This window comes from Polaromonas sp. P1_E1_2, assembly GCF_056406035.1.
In genome coordinates this window covers 1-3,180 of the sequence record NZ_JBFUAZ010000500.1, presented here as the reverse complement: position 1 = coordinate 3,180, position 3,180 = coordinate 1, and the positions used below count along the sequence as shown (strand labels likewise).

Annotated in this window: 4 protein-coding genes; 3 read left to right on the top strand and 1 reads right to left on the bottom strand. The window is 61.2% G+C overall.

All coding sequences use genetic code 11. The features are described 5' to 3' along the window. Nucleotides 1–102: DeoR family transcriptional regulator (locus AC1D1P_RS18850; RefSeq protein WP_477674021.1), on the bottom strand; the 102-nt coding region annotated here is incomplete at its 3' end. A 267-nt stretch (nucleotides 103–369) separates the two neighbouring features. Here AC1D1P_RS18850 and AC1D1P_RS18845 point away from each other — a divergent pair. From AC1D1P_RS18845 to AC1D1P_RS18835, 3 genes are all read left to right on the top strand, one after another. After that, nucleotides 370–1,455, top strand: a complete 1,086-nt coding sequence (locus tag AC1D1P_RS18845) for an ABC transporter ATP-binding protein (RefSeq protein ID WP_477668932.1) — start codon at nucleotides 370–372, stop codon at nucleotides 1,453–1,455. 39 nt (nucleotides 1,456–1,494) lie between these two features. Continuing rightward, nucleotides 1,495–2,574, top strand: coding sequence for an ABC transporter ATP-binding protein (locus tag AC1D1P_RS18840; RefSeq protein ID WP_477674020.1), 1,080 nt, complete (start codon nucleotides 1,495–1,497; stop codon nucleotides 2,572–2,574). Continuing rightward, a partial coding sequence (locus AC1D1P_RS18835; protein WP_477674019.1) for a carbohydrate ABC transporter permease occupies nucleotides 2,571–3,180 on the top strand: 610 nt, incomplete at its 3' end. The genes AC1D1P_RS18840 and AC1D1P_RS18835, both read left to right, overlap by 4 nt.

The window sequence follows — 3,180 nt, the reverse complement described above, 5'->3', positions numbered from 1 at the left end:
CTGCAAGGTCACGTCCAATTTTTCTGCAAGCTGCTCGACGGAGGCCGATCCGTGGGTTCGCACGACGTCAAGGAGCTTGATTTGCCTGGGGTTGGAGTTCACGCGGGTTCAAGTTTGAAGGAATCGTGGAGGTCTGGAAACTTTATATCGAAACAAAAGGAAACAGATAAGGGAAAACAAGTAGATAAAACAATCAAAAAAGAAGAAAAATAGAAAAAAACCGAACTTCCTCAAAGTTTCGCCGGGAGCCTTCCTCTTGTCTACTGTTTCTTTTTGTCTGCCTGCCAATGCCCTGGCACAGAGGCCCCACCGCCGTTTTGGGTCGCTGCAACGCGCCTGGGACGGCCGGTTGTTCAGAAGAGGCGCGTGATGCAGCTGACCCTGGACCACATCAGCAAAAAAGTCGGCGCCGAACAATGGCTTTATGAAATGAACCTGGCGCCGCGCAGCGGCGAAGTCACGGTGCTGCTGGGCGCAACGCAGGCCGGAAAAACCAGCCTGATGCGCATCATGGCGGGCCTGGATGTCCCCACGCAGGGGAAAGTCATGGTGAACGACGCCGATGTGACCGGCATGCCGGTGCGCGAGCGGAACGTCGCCATGGTCTACCAGCAGTTCATCAACTACCCCTCGCTGCGGGTGGCGGACAACATCGCCTCGCCGCTGAAGCTGCGAGGGGAAAAAGACATCGATCAGACGGTGCGCAAACTGGCCGAACGCCTGCACATCGAGATGTTCCTGGACCGCTACCCGGCCGAGCTGTCGGGTGGGCAGCAACAGCGGGTGGCCCTCGCACGCGCACTGGCCAAAGGGGCTCCCCTGATGTTGCTGGACGAACCGCTGGTCAATCTGGATTACAAGCTGCGCGAGGAATTGCGCGAAGAGCTGACCCAGCTTTTTGCAGCCGGCGATTCCACCGTGATCTATGCCACCACCGAGCCTGGCGAGGCTCTGCTGCTGGGGGGCTATACCGCTGTGATGGACGGTGGTGAACTGCTGCAGTACGGCCCGACCGCCGAGGTCTTCCACTCGCCACGATCCTTGCGCGTTGCGCGTGCCTTCAGCGATCCGCCCATGAATCTGATAGCGGCACTGCCCGCAGCGCAGGGATTGCAGCTGGCGGCAGGGCCCACCCTGGCGCTGGCCTTGCCCGATGCGCCGGCGCAAAACCTGGCCACCCTCACGGCCGGTGTTCGCGGCAGCGCCCTGCGCGTCCAAAAGCGTGAGGGTGATGTGGCGTTGCCGGGAAAGGTCGAGTTGGCTGAAATTTCGGGTTCCGACACTTTTGTCCACGTTGCCACGGCGGTGGGCGAACTGGTGGCGCAACTGACCGGTGTGCATTACTTTGAGTTGGGTGCGCCCATCACGCTGTTTCTCAGCCCTGCCCAGGTGTATGTCTTTGATGCAACCGGCGCTTTGCTGCTGGCGCCAGAGCGCAGGGGGGGACTTGCGTGAAGCACCTTTTTGCATCGGCTGCCGTGTTGTGGAGGCCTTATGGCGCGTATTGATCTCGACCTGGCCCATGCTTACCGGCCGAATCCGCGCGAGGACAGCGACTACGCGTTGCTCCCGCTCACCATGAGTTTTCGCGATGGCGGCGCCTATGCATTGCTTGGTCCCTCAGGCTGCGGCAAGACCACCATGCTCAACATCATGTCGGGCTTGCTTGTGCCGTCGCAGGGCACGGTCAAGTTTGACGGCGTAGATGTGACGCACGCCTCGCCGCAGCAGCGCAATATTGCGCAGGTGTTCCAGTTCCCGGTGATCTACGACACCATGACTGTGGCTGAAAACCTGGCGTTTCCGCTGCGCAACCGCAAGGTGCCGGAAGACCAGATCAAAAAACGCGTTGGTGAAATTGCCGAGATGCTGGACATGAGCGGCCAGCTCAACCACCGCGCGGCTGGGCTTGCAGCAGATGCCAAGCAGAAAATTTCGCTGGGCCGCGGCCTTGTGCGGCCCGATGTGTCTGCTGTGCTGTTTGACGAGCCGCTCACGGTGATCGACCCGCACCTGAAATGGCAACTGCGGCGCAAGCTCAAGCAGATTCACCATGAATTGAAGCTCACCCTGATTTATGTGACACACGACCAGGTGGAGGCTTTGACCTTTGCCGAAGAGGTGGTGGTGATGACGCGCGGCCGCGCTGTGCAGACGGGCTCGGCCGATGCACTGTTTGGGCGCCCCCGCCATACGTTTGTAGGCCACTTCATCGGATCGCCCGGCATGAACTTCTTGCCGGCCACCGTCGTCGGTGGCGCGCTACGCGTCGCGGAGCGGCCGTTGGCGCTCCCGCCTGAACGTGCCATGCCCGACGGCGAGCTCAAGCTGGGTGTGCGCCCTGAATACGTGGCGAAGACGGCGCCGGGTGACCCGGCGGCGCTGCCGTTCACTGTCACGCTGGTGCAGGACATCGGCACGCACTGGATGCTGACGGCGCGGATCGGTGAACACACGATCAAGGCCCGGTTGAACCCGGCTTCCCGCGCGCCGCAAGTTGGCGAGGAGGTCTGGCTGCAGGTGATGGGGCCACACACCTGCCTGTACCTCAATGACGAACTGGTGGATGCATGAGCACGACGACTAAGCCCGTTAATCAAAAGGCCTGGCTGCTGGTGCTGCCCGTCATCATCTGCGTGGCGTTCTCCGCCATTCTGCCGCTGATGACCGTGGTTAACTATTCGGTGCAGGACATCATCTCGCCCGAGCGGCGCGTGTTTGTCGGCACTGAGTGGTTTGTATCCGTCATGCGTGACGAAGAACTGCATGCGGCACTCTGGCGGCAACTGACGTTCTCGCTGGCCGTGCTGGCGGTCGAAATTCCGCTGGGCATCGCACTCGCGCTGTCCATGCCGGCGCAAGGCTGGAAGGCCTCGTTGGTGCTGGTGCTCGTTTCGCTCTCACTGCTGATTCCGTGGAACGTGGTGGGCACTATCTGGCAGATCTATGGCCGGGCTGACATTGGCCTTTTGGGCGCGATGCTGCAAAAGATGGGCTTTGACTACAGCTACACCGGCAATGCCACGCACGCCTGGGTGACGGTGCTCATGATGGATGTCTGGCACTGGACGCCGCTGGTGGCGCTGCTGGGCTACGCGGGCTTGCGCTCGATTCCGGACGCCTACTACCAGGCCGCGCGCATCGACGGCGCCAGCAAGTTCGCTGTGTTCCGCTACATCC